Raw genomic sequence first — 16,733 nt, forward strand, 5'->3', positions numbered from 1 at the left:
AGACGACATCAAACGCAAACGCAATTCGAAGGAGGCAGCCCCCAGTCATTAACCGCATGAGCGGGTGTATCAAATTACGATTGCGTTTGCGTCCGAAGCTGTATCAACTTGAGATTGCGTTTGACAAGATAGTCTCGGTGCCCGATGGCCAGGTGAAGCGATCCGCCTCGAGTCGCTTGAGCAGCAACCAGAATCCGTTGCCGCCCCAGCCGAGTATCTTGATGCGATCGCGGCGCCGGTTGCCGAATACGAACAGTGCCGAGGCCATCGGATTAAGGCGCATCGACTGCTCGACCAGGATCGACAGTCCGTTGATACCGATACGGAAGTCGACCGGCTCGCGATACAGATACACCTTCAACCCTTCGTCGAACCGGAACACGGCAGCCTCCCGAGCATCTGGACGACCCTCTCCAGTTCTTCCACGGCTGCCGGCCCAACCTCGAGACGAACGCCGTTTGGCAATACAACGTTCAACAGGTACGTCGCGGTTGGTTTGACTGGGGCTGACGACAGTAAAGGAGTCTCGAGCTGGACGAACACCGGCTCATCCGACGGTGCGACGGTAGCGATCTCGGTCGGGGCCAGACTGCCGGGCTCACTCGCGAGCCCGGCAACTCCGGCGCGGCCCTGCTCGCGCTGGTACTGCGAAATCCAGGTCCGCACGAGATTCGGGTTGATACCGTGGTCCATTGCAGTGCGCGCGATCGATACGCCCGGCTTGAGACATTGCTGTATCAGCTCGCGCTTCGCGCTCTCGTCGTATTTGCGCCGTCCGTCGCGCTTGGAACCAACGACCAGACGGCCCTGCAACCCTTCTTCCTGTTCGCTCATGTACACCTGTCCACGTTGGTTGAACATGGACACGTAGCCTCTGTGAATCAGCCGTGCATGGGAAGGGCGTGGTTTATAGACCGCTTACGATCAATCAACTCCGGGAACTGCTGCATGAGTTCGGCGTGTCATTTCATTCGGACCCGGCGCCAGGTCAGACCGAAATCCGCGCGCGTATGGCTGAGGCGGCTGACATGCTCCCCGATTCAATCAGGTCGAGTTTTCAGGACCAGCTTCGACGCATCGATGGCATTGGAGTTGATATTGAGCTGCTCGAGAAGCGTATCAGCGCGCGCCAGCAACTGCAGGTTAGCTGTCGTCTGAAAACTGAAATGACCGGCGTTGGCGCGCTGACGGAGGCGACGCCGGTCGCGGCAAGCGGAGACGCGAAGGCCCCCTGGTCTGGAGGCGAATTCAGTTCGTTCCTGGGGCTGATTCGCAGGCGAAGCGGTACAGGGAGATAGGTCCGATTGCGATCTACCTCAAGGCGCCACGATCCGAAGGCAGGTCCGTTGCCGAGGTCGGCGATGCGATAGAACGTTAGCGGCGCCTGGTAGCGTTGCCGTACGTCCGCTGCAGCGTTGCCACGCGGCGGCGCATCGACACGTAGCGAGTGTTGGCGGGTCGGGATCGCTGGTTGATGGACCGATGCGAATCTTGCTGCGGCGCATCTACGCCGCCCCGCTGAAACACACATCGTCCAGCGGCGGATTCGTGGTGAGCAGAAACACGCGGATAGCTGGATGGTCGCCAGCACGCTATGGACGTGGACTCACAGAACGCAAAGGCGCTTGCCAAAGGGCTTGTGGCCCTGGCGAGCGGTGGTCGGCATCTCGTGGATGCCTTTTTAAACAAGTGGTACAGCACGGGGAAGGGCGCCACCGATGCGAGTTGCTCAACTCTCTAAAGCGCGAGCGCCAAGGCTATCGTAGAGATTCCAATAGGCTTGGGCTTGTAGAAAATTGACTTCACGACGGATTATTCTCTCCGTCGCATCCGTGCCCTCCAGGCGGGGGGCGCGAAACCCGATGAGACTGTTCGCTTGAAAGCCGCGGCGACGGGTGATTCGCTACCGATCTTTCGAAACCGAAGGCACTGCGGCGGTCGTGTTACCTGATACGTAAATATCATTTACTCCAGGTTGAATTGTTGCGTCCAGCGTGACGTCACACAATCAATCCAAGGCCTGAAATTCCGCGGCATTGGCGACGGCGACGAGGTATTGGCGTTGCTGTCGATGACGGAAATTAGGATCCCGGCCGCCGGTCCGTTCATCTGACGCCGGCGATCGAAGTGACCAGCGACACACAGCTGCACCCCGCCCAGCTTTTGTCAGCCTGCGCACCCACAAAAGACAGAAGACTACGATGAGACACTCAGAGGTTATTCCGTTGAAGCCAGCTGAAACCCAGCCCATCTCACTCGACGACAAGTACCTTCTCGACGAGGGCCACGCCTACATGAATGGGATGCAGGCGCTGGTGCGAATGGCGCTTTCCCAACAACGTCGTGATGCCCAGAATGGGCTTCGCACCGCGGGATTCATTTCCGGCTATCGTGGCTCGCCTCTCGGCTCGTTCGACACGTCGCTCTGGCAGGCGGGAAAGCACCTCAAGTCCCACGACATCGTGTTTCAACCGGGCGTCAACGAAGACCTGGCCGGCACCGCGTGCTGGGGCACGCAACAGGCACACCTGGCCGGGCGCGGAAAGTTCGATGGTGTTGTCGGCTATTGGTATGGCAAGGGGCCGGGCGCTGACCGCTCGGGCGACGTGTTCAGGCATGCGAATCTTGCCGGCACCGCTGAACATGGCGGCGTGGTCGCACTGTTTGGCGATGACCACTCGTGCAAATCATCGAGCATCCCGCACCAGTCAGAGTTCGTGATGATCGGATGCGGACTACCGATCTTCTATCCGACGTCGCTCCAGGAAACTCTGGATTTCGGCGCGCACTCGGTCGCCATGTCCCGTGCCACCGGCCTGTGGACCTCGATGAAACTGGTCAGCGAGATCGTCGAAACGTCCGCCTCCGTTGACGTGAGTCTTGGACGGGTGCGGCCGAATCTGACCCTCGATGCGCCGATGCCGCCGGGAGGATTGAATATCCGATGGCCTGATCGCTCGCTTGACCAGGAAGAGCGGCTTTACAGATACAAGCTTCCGGCTGCGATTGCATATGCGCGGGCCAACGCCATCAACCAGGTGACATGGGCGTGTGCGAATGCCCGCATCGGCATCGCTGCGAGCGGTAAGGGATACCTCGACACGGTCGAGGCGCTGAGACTTCTCGGTCTCGAAGGCGAACCTGCGCAGCGTATCGGCCTTCGCCTGTTCCGGGTCGGAATGATCTGGCCGCTCGAGCCCGCTGGACTGCGGGTCTTCGCTGCAGGACTTCAGGAACTGATCGTCGTCGAGGAGAAGCGCGCTGTCCTTGAATCGCAGATCAAGGACGAACTGTATGCCTTGCCGGATCACCTGCGCCCGCGAGTCATCGGCAAGTCGTCGGATCAGCACGGTGAATGGAGCACGCCGCGAAACGAAGCGCCGCTGATCACGCACTATGAACTTCAGCCGGAGCCCATCGCAAAGATGCTGGCCGCGCGCCTGCTCAAGTTCACCCTTCCGGAAGACATCAAGCGCCTGATCGAGAATCGGGTTCAGGCCATCGAACAGGCCGAGAAAGCCTCCCGCCGCATCATCGATATTGCCGAGCGCAAGGCCTATTTCTGTAGCGGCTGCCCTCACAACTCGTCGACGGTCGTCCCGGAAGGCAGTCGCGCCCTTGGCGGTATCGGCTGTCACTTCCTGACGCTGACCATGGACCGTGGTACCGAGACCTTCACGCACATGGGCGGGGAGGGCGCGAACTGGGTCGGGACCGCGCCCTTCACGAAGGAACCCCATGTGTTCACGAACCTCGGGGACGGCACGTATTTCCACTCGGGTTACATGGCAATTCGCCAGGCAGTCGCGGCGAAGGTCAACATCACCTACAAGATCCTCTACAACGACGCGGTCGGCATGACGGGCGGGCAGCACGTCGACGGCCAGCTCAGCGTTGCCCAGATGACGCGCCAGCTGGCAGCAGAAGGGGTGGGCAAGCTGGTCATCGTGAGTGACGAGCCGGGACTGATCACCGAAACCGAAGGCCTCGCCCCCGGTGTGACGGTCCGACATCGGAACGAGCTGGATGCCGTGCAGCGCGAACTGCGCCAGGTGCCCGGCGTGTCGGCACTCATCTATGCGCAGACTTGTGCCAGCGAGAAGCGCCGTCGGCGCAAGCGTAAGGAGTACCCGGATCCGCCGCAGCGCGCCTTCATTAACTCGGAGATCTGTGAAGGTTGTGGCGACTGTTCGAAAAAGTCGAACTGCCTGTCTGTCGAACCGGTCGAGACAGCTCTTGGGATCAAACGCCGCATCAATCAAAGCAGTTGCAACAAGGACTTCTCGTGTGTCGAGGGTTTCTGTCCGAGTTTCGTCACCGTCCATACGCGCGACACGAAGCGGCCGGCAAAGTTTGACGCCCTGCCGGAAGGATGGCCGACCAAGCCGGCCATGGCAAGCCTGACCTCGCCGCTGCGCATCATCGTCGGGGGCGTGGGCGGTACGGGCGTGGTGACCATTGGCGCGCTGCTCGGCATGGCGGCTCACCTGGAAGGCAAGGCCGTTCGCGTGATGGACATGGCCGGGATGGCACAAAAGGGTGGCACGGTTTACTCGTATGTGCAGCTCGCCGCGAGCGACGATGAAATTTCGGCAACGAAGATCGCCGCCGATCAGTGTGATTTGCTCATTGGTGCGGATGCAGTCGTTGCGGGAAGCAGTGCAACGCTCTCGAGGCTGCGCGATTCCGCGCTCGTCATCGTCAGCGAGGACACGTCACCGACATCCGAGTTCATCAAGTCGCGCGACTGGACGGCGCCGGTGAACGACCTGATGACGCGCCTTGAGCGCAAGACGGCGCAGGGTCAGGTGATGGCGCTGCCCGCCGCCCGCATCGCGGCGCGCGTGCTGGGTGATGCGATCTTCGCAAATCTGATGCTGCTCGGAATGGCATGGCAGTCCGGACGCATCGCGCTCGAACGTAGCACCATCGAGCGAGCGATCGAACTGAACGGCACGGCTGTCGCGAAGAACCAGGAGGCCTTCCGGATCGGCTGTCATCTCGCGAGCGACGCTCGACTCGCTGTGACGCTCATGGCGGGAGCGGAGTCCGAGGCCGTGCCCAAGACGCTCGCCGAAGTTATCGAGGATCGCGCTCAGCGCCTGGAAACCTACTGGAATTCGAAGTACTCGCTCCGGTATCGCAAGATGCTGGAACAGGCAGAACGCGCCTTGCCCGAGAAGCTGGCAATGACGCTGGCGACGCAACTCTATCGCGTGATGGCCTACAAGGACGAGTACGAAGTCGCACGCATGCTGGTGTCGACGACCTTCCGGAAGTCAATCGAACGGGAGTTTGGCCAGGGAGTCCGGTTGAGCTATCACCTCGCTCCGCCCACGCTGGGCACCGGTAAGGACGTTCGCAAGCGCATGTTCGGTCAGTGGATCCGTTGGCCGATGGCGGCGCTCGCCCGCATGCAATGGCTCCGTGAAACGCCGCTCGATCCGTTCGGCCGCAATGAGGAGCGCCGCCAGGAACGCGCGTGGCGTGACCGCTACATCAAGTTCGTTGAGTCACTTCTGGCTTCTCCGGCAAACGTCGACATTCCGTTGGCGGAGCAGATCGCGCGGTTGCCCGCGGATGTGCGCGGCTTCGGACATGTGAAGGCGCAAGCGATGGATGCAGCGCTGAAGCGTTGGGATGAGCTTGACGGGAAACTCGTCAGAAGCGTCACTCCGTAACCGCGGAGGGCCCGGTCCGCGTTGCGGTCGGGCGTTTCTGCGGAAGCAGGTCAAAGGCGAAGAACGGGGTGATTGGGGGGGCGGAACCGCGCCCGGCGCGGTCCCGGTTTCCGTCGAATCCTGATGAGATCAAATGCCGGCCCCACGCCTGGTGGACGCCCGCTTCGAGGCGAACCCGAAGCAGCCGGGGCGTTTGGTCAAAACATAAAAGCAGGGCGTATGCCGATGCGCAAATACGCGTGGGTGCCGGCGCGCCCTTGCTTCATATCGGAGGAGCACACCACATGAAGATACTTGTGGCAGTTAAACGGGTAGTCGACTTCAACGTCAAGGTAAGGGTGAAGTCCGATAACTCGGGCGTGGATCTGACGGCAGTCAAGATGTCCATGAACCCGTTCGATGAAATTGCGGTCGAGGAAGCGGTGCGGCTGAAAGAGGCGGGCATTGCGAGCGAAGTGGTCGTGATTTCCGTTGGCGTCGCGCAAGCGCAGGAAACGCTGCGGGCAGCGCTGGCGATCGGCGCGGATTGCGCGATCCTCGTTGAGTCGAATGATAGCGTTGAGCCGCTGGCAGTCGCGAAGATTCTGAAGGCGCTTTTCGACAGGGAGCAGCCGCAACTCGTCATGCTTGGAAAGCAGGCCATCGACGACGATTCGAACCAGACCGGCCAGATGCTCGCCGCGCTGGCGAATCTTCCGCAAGCCACGTTCGCATCGAAGGTATCCGTGGCCGACGGCAAGGCGACCGTGTCGCGCGAAGTCGATGGCGGTGCCGAAACGCTGTCGCTGAAGCTGCCGGCAGTCGTCACGACGGACCTGCGCCTGAACGAGCCGCGCTACGTCACGCTTCCGAACATCATGAAGGCCAAGAAGAAGCCGCTCGACACCGTAAAGCCCGAAAGCCTGAACGTCGATATTGCTCCGCGCCTGAAGACGCTGAAGGTCAGCGAGCCGCCGAAGCGCTCGGCTGGCGTGAGGGTGCCGGACGTAAAAACGCTGGTCGATAAGCTCAAGACCGAAGCCAAAGTGCTCTAAACGGAGGAGACCATGACGATCCTTGTCATTGCTGAACATAACAACGCCTCGATTAAGGCCGGCACGCTGAACACAATGGCTGCTGGCGCAGTCATATCATCCTTCGGCGATCAGCAGATCCACGTGCTGATCGCAGGGCACGACGCGATGGGAGCCGCGGAAGCGGCGGCAAAAATTGCAGGCGTATCGAAGGTACTGCTCGCAGACGCGCCTCAACTCGCTGACGGCCTCGCAGAAAACGTCGAGGCGACGGTGTCGAAAATCGCGAAGGGGTATTCGCACATCCTCGCGCCTGCCACCGCATATGGCAAGAACATCGCGCCACGCATCGCCGCGAAGCTCGATGTTGCACAGATCAGTGACATCACTGCCGTAGATTCCGTCGACACGTTCGAGCGTCCGATCTACGCGGGCAACGCAATCGCAATCGTGCAATCAGTCGATCCGGTCAAGGTCATCACGGTTCGCGCAACAGCCTTCGATCCTGTTGCGGTGGAGGGCGGCAGCGCCTCGATCGAGAAAATCGAATCCGCGGCGGACGCTGGGGTCTCACAGTTCGTGAGCCGAGAAGTGACAAAGCTGGATCGCCCGGAACTCACGTCAGCAAAGATTATCGTGTCGGGTGGCCGCGGATTGGGCAGCGGCGAGAACTACGCGCACGTCCTGGAGCCACTCGCCGACAAGCTCGGCGCAGCAATGGGCGCCTCGCGCGCGGCCGTCGACGCAGGGTACGTGCCGAACGACTATCAGGTCGGGCAGACCGGCAAGATCGTCGCGCCACAGCTCTACATCGCGGTAGGCATCTCGGGTGCAATCCAGCATCTCGCGGGGATGAAAGACTCGAAGGTGATCGTCGCTATCAACAAGGATCCTGAGGCACCCATTTTCAGTGTCGCCGACTTTGGTCTCGTTGATGATCTCTTCAATGCGGTCCCCGCCTTTGCAACTGCAATTGACTGTCAAGAGTGAACTGACATGATCTGACGAGATGGAGGGCGTATGTCGCTGACCAACTTCGAGCGAACACGTGCTGAGGCAGCCAACTCGGCTAACGAGGCAGACGCGTCGTTGTGGCGCTGGTTTAGTCAGGCCTATGAGGAAGGACGGATACGATGGTGCAAATCGCCGCAAGGTTGGCTGGTCAGCGTTGACCACAAACACCTGGCGACCGAGTCCGACTTCGACAGCGCTATCCGCATTGCTTGCACGCGCTACTTCTCAGGTCAACGAAAAGGGGCTCAACTAGCCAGTTCAATCTGACCACTATTCACGATGATTGCGGGGCGTCGCCTGACACGATTGACGTGCGAGCGATGCATCGGTTGGTCTGATGGCGCTGCGATCAGACGTGATCGATCGAGCGTGCTCGCCAATCGGCCTTGATGGCGGATCATTGTCTGCACCTTAACCAAGGGCTGGCTATCCCTGCGCGCGCGTCGCAAAGTCCGCGTGACGGAGAGAGCACGCTTCTATCACGATTTTAAATCGTAGCATGATTACATCGATCCGGTTCAGGATACTCATCGCGACAGTCGCCATTGTTTCGGTTGCCTTAGTAATCAACACGGTATTGAACTATTCCGTGGCAAGGCGTTACAACCGCGACGCAATCAATCAGAGTCTGGCGGCCGTCCTGAACGGGCACGAGACCGGAATTGAGGATTGGGTTGCCTCGAAGACGAAGATGATTTCGTCACTTCAGGACGTCGCCCTCGGGAATGATCCTGTCCCGATGTTTAGGCAAATCGCCCTCGCCGGCGGCTTCACCACTGTGTACGCTGGTTACGCCGACAAGACTGCACGGTTCTCCGATTCGACAGGTGTTCCCTCTGGATATGACCCGACGGTTCGCCCTTGGTATCGCATGGCCGCAGCGGCGGACCATGCCATTGTCACACCACCCTATCTCGACAGTGCCACCGGCAATCTCGTTGTCACATTCGCGGTCCCGATTTTCCGCGACGGAGCTTTGCGTGGCGTCGTATCCGGCGACCTTTCCATGGAGGCGGTTGTCACGAATGTGAAGTCGATCCATCCGACGCCTGCAAGCTTCGGAATGCTCCTAGACCGGGAAGGACGTATCGTTGCCTACGCTGACCAGAGGCTGACGCTCAAGCCGCTCTCGGAACTAGCGCCGGATCTGACAACGCGCGACCTTGCTGCTTCCGCAGCCGACGACGAGTCAGTACCACTCGTCGCGCATGTCGACGGTAACGCGAAGCTCATTCGCGCGCGGGTGGTACCCGGCACCGACTGGCTTGCAGTAGTTGCCCTTGACCAGTCAGAAGCAACCGCAGGCATTCAGTCGCTGCTGCATGTGTCGCTTCTGTCTCTCGCGGTGCTCGTTGTTATCGCCACAGTGATCGTCGGTGCGGTAACTAGTGTGACTTTTCGAGGACTGGCTCGAGTGCGAGATGCGATGGGAGCCATCGCATCGGGCGATGGGGATCTTACCGAGCGCCTGCCGGATGGTGGACGGGATGAAGTTGCGCAAATCGCGCGCGCATACAACTCGTTCATCGGCAAGATAAACGGAGTGATCCGGCGCATCAAGGACACCAGCGAATCCGTACGCCACGCAGCAAGCGAAATCGCTTCCGGCAATCACGACCTGTCGCGACGCACGGAGATGGCGGCAGCCAACCTGCAGGAGACAGCGGCGTCGATGGAAGAGATCGCATCGACGGTAGCGCAGGCGGCAAATGCCGCGCTTCAGGCCAACCAGACCGTTTCGACGGCGCGCACGTCAGCGATGCGCGGCAGTTCCGTCGTCGCCAACGTCGTGTCGACGATGAGCGAAATTGAAGGCGCGTCGGACAAGATCAGCGAAATAATCGGCGTCGTCGATAGCATCGCATTTCAAACGAATATCCTCGCGTTGAATGCAGCGGTCGAAGCAGCGCGGGCGGGAGACGGGGGGCGTGGCTTTGCCGTCGTAGCGGGTGAGGTGCGCACGCTGGCACAGCGCAGCGCGCAGGCGGCTAAGGAAATCAAGGCGCTGATCGACTCGAACGTCGCCAGCGTTTCATCAGGTTCGACGTACGTGAACGAGGCAGGGCAGACGATGAGTGACATCGTGTCGGGCATCTCGAACGTGACGACAATCATGAACGAGATCTCGAATGCTGCGGACGAACAGAATCGTGGCATTCATGAGATCAATCGCGCGGTCTCGCAGCTCGATGAAATGGTTCAGCAAAACGCCGCGCTGGTTGAAGAGTCGGCTGCTGCAGCTTCCGCTCTACAAACGCAGGCGGCAGAACTGGCCGATGCCGTGGCCCAGTTCAAGGTTTCGTGAGGAGTGACGCTCGGGTGGTCACGTCCTGACAGCCGCAGATCACTCGCCGCCATTCATTGCTCGTACACACTCCATTCAGGAACACAATGATGAACTACACCGCACCCATCAAGGACATGGTTTTCGTCCTCGACAAACTTGCCAGCATCGACGCAACCGCCAGGCTGAGCGGTTTTGAAGAAGCGACTCTCGACACCGCGCATGCGGTGCTTGAAGAGGCCGCGAAATTCGCGAGCGGCGTCATCGCGCCGCTTAACGTTGAGGGCGACCGCCACCCGAGCGAGTGGCGCGACGGAGACGTGACCACGACGCCCGGTTTCAAGGACGCTTTCCGGCAGTTTGCGGAGGGGGGCTGGCAAGGGGTAATGCATCCTGCCGATTTCGGCGGCCATGGCTTGTCGAAGCTGATTGCGACGCCATGCATCGAAATGCTGCATTCGGCGAATCTCTCATTTGCACTGTGCCCGATGCTGACCGACGGCGCGATTGAAGCGCTCCTGACTGCCGGTTCGGACGATCTGAAGGCACGTTATCTGCCGAAGCTGATAGCTGCCGAATGGACCGGCACGATGAACCTGACGGAGCCACAGGCCGGCTCTGACCTTTCCATGGTCCGTTCTCGCGCCGTACCGGACGGGGAAGGACGCTATCGCGTGTCCGGCACGAAGATCTTCATTACGTACGGCGAGCACGACATGGCGGAGAACATTGTCCACCTTGTGCTCGCGCGCACGCCCGACGCCCCGGACGGGGTGAAGGGCATCTCTCTCTTCCTTGTACCGAAATTTCTGGTCAACGAGGACGGCAGTCTTGGCGAACGCAACGACGTGCACTGTGTGTCAATCGAGCACAAGCTCGGCATCAAGGCGAGTCCGACGGCAGTGCTGCAGTTCGGCGATCACGGCGGGGCGATCGGCTATCTCGTCGGAGAAGAAAATCGCGGGCTCGAGTATATGTTCATCATGATGAACTCGGCGCGGTTCGCGGTCGGCATGCAGGGCATCGCGGTTTCGGAAGCCGCATATCAGATGGCCGTCGCTTACGCGAAAGAGCGCGTGCAGAGCCGTCCCGTCGACGGATCGTCTGCGGGGCCTGTCGCCATTATCCAGCACCCGGACGTGCGCCGCATGCTCATGACGATGCGTGCACTGACCGAGGGTGCCCGCGCGCTGGCGTATGTCGCCGCGATGCACGCCGACCTCGCGCACCACTCACCAGACGACGCTGCTCGCAGGACGAGCGCCGCTATCTACGAATACCTCGTGCCGATCGTGAAAGGCTGGAGCACGGAAATGTCGATCGAGGTGGCGAGCCTTGGCGTGCAGGTGCACGGCGGCATGGGCTTCATCGAAGAAACCGGTGCAGCGCAGTTCTATCGTGACGCGCGCATCCTCACGATCTATGAAGGCACAACAGCGATCCAGGCGAACGACCTGGTTGGACGTAAGACGTTGCGCGACGGCGGTGCAGTGGCAATGCAGCTTGCCGAGGCTTTGAAGCGCACGCTCGCGGCGCTCGAGTCGGTTACGCTAGATGCCCCACAGAGCGCACGGCGCGCGATTGAAGCGATGCGACACAGTCTGAAGGACGCGCGCGACGCTTTCGTACGCGTGGTGGACTTCGTCGTCGCGACTGGGCGAACCGACCCGAGCGCGGTATTTGCGGGTAGCGTCCCATATCTGAAGCTTGCGGGCATTGTGTTGTGCGGATGGCAAATGGCTCGGGCGCTCATCGAAGCAGTAACCCACCACGAGGACGATCTGTCGTTCTATGACGCCAAGATTGCCACAGCGCATTTTTATGCGGATTTCATCCTGCCACAGGTGTTCGCACTCGAAGTGTCGATCGTCAGCGGGCGCAGTGGCGAGGGGCTATTCGCCCTGTCGCCGGACCAGTTCTGAATACTCACGATATCAACAGGCGTAGTTGCGGAACCTCGACTCTATCTCTATGGGTCGGTTGGAAGACAAGCGGTAAGCATGCAGCGCGTTGTCGAAATGAATCTGACTTTCTACAGGTAGGCGCATGGCAATCCAGAAGGTAGGCATCGTAGGTGCGGGAACAATGGGCAACGGAATTGCGCAGGTCTGCGCCGTTGCGGGGTTCGACGTGGTGATGGTGGACATTGACGACGCGGCGCTGCAAAAGGGCACAGCGTCACTGTCCAGGAGCCTCGCGCGGCTCGTTGAAAAGGGAAAGGTCGACGCATCGGCACGTGAGGCAGCGCTCGCGCGCATCGTGACTTCAACCGACTATCAGCACTTCGCGAACGCGGATATCGTGATCGAAGCGGCCACGGAGCAGGCGGAACTGAAAGGGCGCATCCTCAAACAGATCGAAAGCGTAACCAAAGACGATGCGATCCTCGCGACGAATACATCCTCGATTTCGATCACGAAGCTCGCCACGAGCCTCGCCGATCCGGCGCGATTCGTCGGTATGCACTTCTTCAATCCGGTGCCGTTGCTGCCGCTCGTCGAAGTGATCCGTGGTTTGCAGACAAGCGATACGACCGTGTCGGTCACGCGCGAGCTCGCAGAAAGACTCGGCAAGTCACCAATCGTTGTACGTAACTCCCCCGGCTTTGTGGTAAACCGCATTCTCGTACCGATGCTCAATGAGGCGTTCTCAGTGCTTGCGGAAAACATTGCTACGCCCGAAGAAATCGACGAGGGAATGAAACTTGGAGCTAATCACCCGATTGGGCCGCTCGCCCTTGCAGACCTGATTGGACTCGACGTACGTCTTTCGGTGATGGATGTGTATCTGAAGGATTTCGGCGACTCGAAGTATCGTGCATCCCCGCTGTTACGTGAACTTGTCACCGCAGGTCGGCTCGGCCGCAAGACTGGACATGGAGTATATAAGTACGATTGAGTGGCGGTACGTCCATCGCCTTCGCCTCCCGTCACCGAGTCGAGCAGCACAACAGGAGGAGTGGCCCCAACCATACGAAACTGATTGCCATTGTGTGCATCTGAATCATCAAACGGGGGACGAGCAAAGTTTCAGGACGAGTCAGCACTGGCTGGCGCTACCGTGGTGTGCATGCACCAAGGTTTCATGTCTTGATCTCGAATGTGATGCTATGGACCTTCGTCAGCTACGTTACTTTCTAACAATCGCAGAAGAAGGCAGTGTCGCAGCGGCGTCTCGTCGGTTGCATATCGCGCAACCGGCGCTGTCACGACATATGCACGCGCTCGAAGAGGGGATTGGAACGGCTCTTTTTCTGCGCAACACAAGGGGCGTAACGCTGACCGAGGCGGGCGTAGAGCTCATTGCGTGTGCGACGCGTGTCTTGGACTCCGTTCGCGATCTAACGGAACGGATGTCGAACTTCAAGTTGGGGCTATCGGGCGAGTTGCGTGTTGGTGTCGTCAGTAACTACAGCTGGTTACCCGTCCTGCAGAAGACATTCGATAGGCTAGCGGACCTAGGCTCAGGACTGACAATCCACCTCGAGCCCCAGATGTCCGTGGAACAGTTGGAAAACCTCAGATTGGGGCGGCTCGATGTCGGCATTTTGACGTGGCGACCAAAGCTCGACCCCGGGTTTCAGGGCTTTACCGTTTTCCGCGACCGATGGGCCGTCGCTGTGCCAAGATCGATCGCTGCCCGGTATGCAACGGATAGAGCCCATCCATTGCGAGCCTTCTGTCGGGAATCTTTCATGATGTTCCCGCGGGAGTGCTCTCCGTCGTCGTTTGATGCAGTGTCGAATCTCTTTCACGGCGCCTCTTTTCTACCGACGATCAAGCATACTGTGGCGGATATGTCGACCATTTTGGGGCTCGTGATTTCCGGCGTAGCGTGTGCGATCGTCCCGGAATCCTACAGAATGCAGGTGTCGGAGAAGGTGACGGTTTACTCCCTGACTGATGCCGGGACGGCATTCGAACTCGAGATGGTCTGGAGGCTGGACAATTCGAACGGGCTGTTGACGCGTTTCATCGAGGCGGCGCGCTCAGTCATGTCCGAAGGAAGTGAGTCAACGTAGTGTCGTGAGTTAGAAGTTAATTGGATTATTTTTGCCGCTGGAGTAGCCCCACGCAACAGAGGACAGGAGGACTCTCTTAAAATAAGGGATAGTCTTGTGCCAAACAGTAAGCCTAGTCATTACGTGGAACCCATCGAAATTCTGACCGAGCCGGAGCGCCGTCGTCGGCGCACCCCGCAGGAAAAAAACGCCATCGTGCAGGAGACGTTAGCCCCTGGCGCATCGGTATCGGCAGTGGCCCGACGACACGGCGTCAATCCGAACCAGGTGTTCGGCTGGCGCAAGCAATACCAGGACGGCAGTCTGGCGGCGGTGAAGGCAGGTGAATCTGTTGTGCCCGCATCCGAGCTGGCCGCCGCCATCAAGGAAATCAAGGAACTGCAACGACTACTCGGGAAAAAGACTATGGAAGTCGAAATCCTGAAAGAAGCCGTGGAATGCGGCCGCTCAAAAAATGTATGGTCCGCTCCGGTTTTGCAAGCGGGCTTTTTTAGGCGAGACAGTTTGCGTAAATGTATCCGGCCTCTCGCGAGTCAGCCGCTTTTGGCAGCAAGGCCATGATGGAATATGCGCGTTCGGTTCCCAATAACCTGGACCGGCCACGAAGGCCGCTTTTTTGAACCGGGCTTACCAAACGCCGTTGCTCCGTTTCGCCATCAATTACTCGTCTGCAAACTTTGAAGAGAGTGTGGCTTTCTACAAGGCCCTTGGCTGCCGTAGGTAGAACGTTCCTTTTCGAGTGAGAATGGTCCACGCGATACGTGCCAGTTTGTTCGCTAGCGCAACAATGACCTTGTTCCGGTGTATCCCCTTTGCCTCCATTGCTGAGATCCAGATTCCTAGATGATCTTTGGTCCGATCGAGATGCAGCACACATGCACGTGCACCGTGAACCAACAGCTTGCGAAGGTAAGGGTTGCCTCGTTTCGTAATTCCGAGCAGATTCTGTTTTCCTCCTGTAGAAAATTCACGAGGAACAAGCCCAAGCCACGAAGCAAAATTGCGACCGGATTTGAATTGGGTCCCGGTGCCAGAGAAAGCTGTAATAGCGGTTGCTGTCAGATGAGCTATGCCGGGGATGGAGGTAAGCCGCGTTGCAACATCGTCGGCCGAAGCGATAGCTTCGATCTGGCGCCGCATTTGCAGCAGGCGCGCTTCGATCGACCGATACTCTTGCCATAATTCCTGTAGAAGTCCACGCATGGCAGTCGTCAAGCCATTGGTCTCGTCGGACAGTATGTTTGGCATATCTCGAACAAAATACGCAGGTCCCACGCCGATAGTCAGGCCATACTCAAGCAGGAAAGCGCGAGACTGATTGATGACGGCCGTCTTGCTGGACACCAGGCGCTGGCGAACTCGATGCAGTGCTTGCAGATCGAGTTGAGCCTCTGTCTTTGGTTGTGTAAAGCGCATAGTCGGGCGAGAAATTGCTTCGGCTATCGCTTCTGCGTCGACGATATCGGTCTTGTTGGACTTGACGAACGGTTTGACGAATTGCGCAGGGACGATACGAACCTGATGCCCAAAGCCGATTGCCTTACGCGCAAGCCAGTTGCTCCCAGGACAAGCCTCCATACCAATCGTTGCCGGAGAAGCACGAGCGAGGAATTCCAGCAACCGCTCGCGGTTGAAGCGGCCCTTGAATACGGGCGCTCCCTTTTCGTCGAGACCGACGACATGAAACGCTGATTTGCCAATATCGATGCCCATGCGGGCGACTGAACTCGTGTTACGTTGACTCATGACACACCTCCAAGCGTTAGGATCGGCGTCAGCGTCGATTATGCTCCGGTGAGAGGAGCGGACCATCCCATTACCTGATTGCGCGCTCGCCCTTGCTGCCGGGGGACGACCATTGAAGACGGTCTGCGAAGTTCTCGGCGTGGCGCGCTCTGGTTTGGCGGTAAAGCAGGTTCGCGATGGTGGCTGGCAGGATGGTCGCCGCGCACGGATGCCCGATGACACGGGCCTGCTCGACGAAATCCGTGCGCATGTGGCAGGTCTGCCGAGCTACGGCTACCGGCGAATCTGGGCGCTACTGCGACGCAGTCGTGAGATGAGCGGCGCGCCGTGTGTCAATCACAAGAGGGTCTATCGCGTGATGCGCGAGCACCAGTTGCTGTTGCGTCGTCCCGGCGTGCGGCGGGACAATCGGCGGCATGACGGCCGTGTAGCCGTGGAGCGCAGCGATACGCGCTGGTGTTCGGATGGCTTCGAGTTCCGATGTGACGATGGCCAACCGCTTCGTGTAACGTTCGCGCTGGACTGCTGTGACCGGGAAGCAATTAGCTGGGCGGCTACGACCGGCGGACATAGCGGTGACGTAGTGCGCGATGTAATGCTGGCCGCCGTCGAGCAACGGTTCGGGGCCACACAGACCGCACAGCCCATCGAGTGGCTGACGGACAATGGTTCGGCCTATATCGACCATCGCACGCGCCGCTTCGCTCGCGAGCTGGGCCTGGAGCCGTTGACCACACCCGTGCGCTCGCCGCAAAGCAACGGAATAGCCGAGCGGTTCGTGAAAACGATGAAGCACGACTACGTCGCCTTTATGGACAAGCCCGATGTGCCCACGGCGCTCACGCATCTGGCCGCTGCCTTCGAGCAATACAATGAGCGCCACCCGCACAAAGCACTGAAATACCGCTCGCCTCGCGAGTTCAGGCGCGCTGCGGTCTCATCAACCTAGCAGTGTCCGAATGTCCTGGGTTGCA

Annotated in this window: 12 protein-coding genes and 2 pseudogenes; 11 read left to right on the plus strand and 3 right to left on the minus strand. The window is 59.4% G+C overall.

Annotation, left to right across the window (positions count from 1 at the left end; genetic code table 11):
* Nucleotides 1-103: 103 nt before the first annotated feature.
* Nucleotides 104-382, minus strand: a complete 279-nt coding sequence (gene tnpB / locus G3N59_RS25195; protein WP_205985535.1) for an IS66 family insertion sequence element accessory protein TnpB — start codon at nt 380-382, stop codon at nt 104-106.
* Nucleotides 358-834, minus strand: coding sequence for a transposase (locus tag G3N59_RS25200; protein ID WP_205985536.1), 477 nt, complete (start codon nt 832-834; stop codon nt 358-360). The genes tnpB and G3N59_RS25200 overlap by 25 nt, the downstream gene beginning before the upstream one ends.
* Before the next feature lie 125 nt (nt 835-959).
* Here G3N59_RS25200 and G3N59_RS25205 point away from each other — a divergent pair, with 125 nt between their 5' ends.
* The 10 genes and pseudogenes from G3N59_RS25205 to G3N59_RS25250 all read left to right on the plus strand — a co-directional run.
* Nucleotides 960-1,298 carry a hypothetical protein gene (locus tag G3N59_RS25205; protein WP_205985537.1) on the plus strand — a complete coding sequence of 113 codons (339 nt, stop codon included), beginning with the start codon at nt 960-962 and terminating at the stop codon, nt 1,296-1,298.
* A 927-nt stretch (nt 1,299-2,225) separates the two neighbouring features.
* The gene (locus tag G3N59_RS25210) at nt 2,226-5,681 is read left to right on the plus strand and encodes an indolepyruvate ferredoxin oxidoreductase family protein (protein ID WP_241024077.1); all 3,456 of its coding nucleotides are present in this window, start codon (nt 2,226-2,228) and stop codon (nt 5,679-5,681) included.
* A gap of 284 nt (nt 5,682-5,965) precedes the next feature.
* Nucleotides 5,966-6,715, plus strand: coding sequence for an electron transfer flavoprotein subunit beta/FixA family protein (locus G3N59_RS25215; protein WP_205985539.1), 750 nt, complete (start codon nt 5,966-5,968; stop codon nt 6,713-6,715).
* 12 nt (nt 6,716-6,727) lie between these two features.
* The gene (locus tag G3N59_RS25220; RefSeq protein WP_205985540.1) at nt 6,728-7,684 is read left to right on the plus strand and encodes an FAD-binding protein; all 957 of its coding nucleotides are present in this window, start codon (nt 6,728-6,730) and stop codon (nt 7,682-7,684) included.
* A 30-nt stretch (nt 7,685-7,714) separates the two neighbouring features.
* The gene (locus tag G3N59_RS25225) at nt 7,715-7,975 is read left to right on the plus strand and encodes a hypothetical protein (protein ID WP_205985541.1); all 261 of its coding nucleotides are present in this window, start codon (nt 7,715-7,717) and stop codon (nt 7,973-7,975) included.
* 232 nt (nt 7,976-8,207) lie between these two features.
* On the plus strand, nt 8,208-10,013 hold the full coding sequence (locus G3N59_RS25230) for a methyl-accepting chemotaxis protein (protein WP_205985542.1): 1,806 nt from the start codon (nt 8,208-8,210) through the stop codon (nt 10,011-10,013).
* An 89-nt stretch (nt 10,014-10,102) separates the two neighbouring features.
* Nucleotides 10,103-11,914, plus strand: coding sequence for an acyl-CoA dehydrogenase (locus G3N59_RS25235; RefSeq protein ID WP_205985642.1), 1,812 nt, complete (start codon nt 10,103-10,105; stop codon nt 11,912-11,914).
* 124 nt (nt 11,915-12,038) lie between these two features.
* The gene (locus tag G3N59_RS25240) at nt 12,039-12,890 is read left to right on the plus strand and encodes a 3-hydroxybutyryl-CoA dehydrogenase (RefSeq protein ID WP_205985543.1); all 852 of its coding nucleotides are present in this window, start codon (nt 12,039-12,041) and stop codon (nt 12,888-12,890) included.
* Between the two features lie 211 nt (nt 12,891-13,101).
* A complete protein-coding gene (locus G3N59_RS25245) occupies nt 13,102-14,013 on the plus strand; it encodes a LysR family transcriptional regulator (RefSeq protein WP_205985544.1) in 912 nt (303 codons plus the stop codon).
* A gap of 132 nt (nt 14,014-14,145) precedes the next feature.
* Nucleotides 14,146-14,499, plus strand: a pseudogene (locus tag G3N59_RS25250) (transposase); the annotation flags it as partial.
* A gap of 210 nt (nt 14,500-14,709) precedes the next feature.
* Here the strand turns inward: G3N59_RS25250 and G3N59_RS25255 are convergent.
* Nucleotides 14,710-15,759, minus strand: coding sequence for an IS110 family transposase (locus G3N59_RS25255; protein ID WP_241024079.1), 1,050 nt, complete (start codon nt 15,757-15,759; stop codon nt 14,710-14,712).
* A 76-nt stretch (nt 15,760-15,835) separates the two neighbouring features.
* Here G3N59_RS25255 and G3N59_RS25260 point away from each other — a divergent pair.
* Nucleotides 15,836-16,708: pseudogene (locus tag G3N59_RS25260) on the plus strand (IS3 family transposase); the annotation flags it as partial.
* Between the last annotated feature and the right edge of the window lie 25 nt (nt 16,709-16,733).

It is taken from the genome of Paraburkholderia sp. Ac-20340, assembly GCF_017104965.1.
Taxonomy (GTDB): domain Bacteria; phylum Pseudomonadota; class Gammaproteobacteria; order Burkholderiales; family Burkholderiaceae; genus Paraburkholderia.

Bases quoted from the DNA above. Each gene is read 5' to 3' on its own strand.
- G3N59_RS25225 (WP_205985541.1), top strand. From the start codon at position 7,715: ATGTCGCTGACCAACTTCGAGCGAACACGTGCTGAGGCAGCCAACTCG.
- G3N59_RS25220 (WP_205985540.1), top strand. From the start codon at position 6,728: ATGACGATCCTTGTCATTGCTGAACATAACAACGCCTCGATTAAGGCC.
- G3N59_RS25215 (WP_205985539.1), top strand. From the start codon at position 5,966: ATGAAGATACTTGTGGCAGTTAAACGGGTAGTCGACTTCAACGTCAAG.
- G3N59_RS25235 (WP_205985642.1), top strand. From the start codon at position 10,103: ATGAACTACACCGCACCCATCAAGGACATGGTTTTCGTCCTCGACAAA.
- G3N59_RS25230 (WP_205985542.1), top strand. From the start codon at position 8,208: ATGATTACATCGATCCGGTTCAGGATACTCATCGCGACAGTCGCCATT.
- G3N59_RS25255 (WP_241024079.1), bottom strand. From the start codon at position 15,759: ATGAGTCAACGTAACACGAGTTCAGTCGCCCGCATGGGCATCGATATT.
- G3N59_RS25240 (WP_205985543.1), top strand. From the start codon at position 12,039: ATGGCAATCCAGAAGGTAGGCATCGTAGGTGCGGGAACAATGGGCAAC.
- G3N59_RS25200 (WP_205985536.1), bottom strand. From the start codon at position 834: ATGAGCGAACAGGAAGAAGGGTTGCAGGGCCGTCTGGTCGTTGGTTCC.
- G3N59_RS25245 (WP_205985544.1), top strand. From the start codon at position 13,102: ATGGACCTTCGTCAGCTACGTTACTTTCTAACAATCGCAGAAGAAGGC.